This window comes from Stenotrophomonas terrae (assembly GCF_001431465.1).
Lineage (GTDB): Bacteria > Pseudomonadota > Gammaproteobacteria > Xanthomonadales > Xanthomonadaceae > Stenotrophomonas > Stenotrophomonas terrae.
The window spans coordinates 1-722 of sequence record NZ_LDJJ01000131.1 but is presented as its reverse complement, the minus strand read 5'-3'; the positions used below and the strand labels follow the sequence as shown (position 1 = coordinate 722).

Here is a 722-nt window from a genome sequence, read left to right as displayed (position 1 = left end):
AGTAGTGTATAAGAGACAGGTAGCAGACAGCATGCGGCCTGCCGGACCCTCACCCCAACCCCTCTCCCGGAGGGAGAGGGGCTTTCAGAATCAGTAGTGCGCGCCGTCGTTCTTGCCGTAGCTGTGCAGCACCGCGCGGGCGTCGTCGCGGTTGATGCCCTGTACGACCTCGATGCCGCGCTTGTTCAGTTCACCGGCCCAGTCTGCCGGCAGCGGGCCTTCGTCGAACGGGGTGAGTTCTTCCACGTCGGCGGCGCTGGCGCCGATCAGCAGGCGGTCGATACCGGCCCAGACGGTGGCGCCGTAGCACTGGCAGCAGGGCTGCGAGGACGTGGCCAGGGTGATCGGCGACAGCAGCGCGTTCAGACGCGGCGTGTTGAGCTTCTGCTGGGCCAGCATATAGGCCATGTTCTCGGCGTGGGCCAAGGAAGTGGCATGCGGCACCACGCGATTCACCGCAGCAGCAATCACCTTGTGATCCGGGCCGAACACCACCGCACCGAACGGGCCGCCGCTGGCGTGTTCAACGTTCAGGCGCGACAGCTCGATCGCCAGCGCTACCTTGTCCGCATCGCTGGTATAGGCGCGGTCGGCGTCGACGGCATCGTGGATCCAGACGGGGAGGGTGAGGTGAACCTGGGCGTGCAGCATGATGATGACCGGCGTTGTGGCAAAAAACGGCGGTCAGTTTAGCGGACTGGGGCGCTGGGGCGGGTTTGCCG

1 protein-coding gene is annotated in these 722 nt (G+C 65.7%); it reads right to left on the bottom strand.

The window, feature by feature from the left end:
• Positions 1–90: 90 nt before the first annotated feature.
• A complete protein-coding gene (locus ABB27_RS19065; protein ID WP_057630895.1) occupies positions 91–651 on the bottom strand; it encodes a nucleoside deaminase in 561 nt (186 codons plus the stop codon).
• Positions 652–722: the final 71 nt, after the last annotated feature.

Coding starts and splice junctions, on each gene's coding strand:
- ABB27_RS19065 (WP_057630895.1), bottom strand. CDS start 651: ATGCTGCACGCCCAGGTTCACCTCACCCTCCCCGTCTGGATCCACGAT.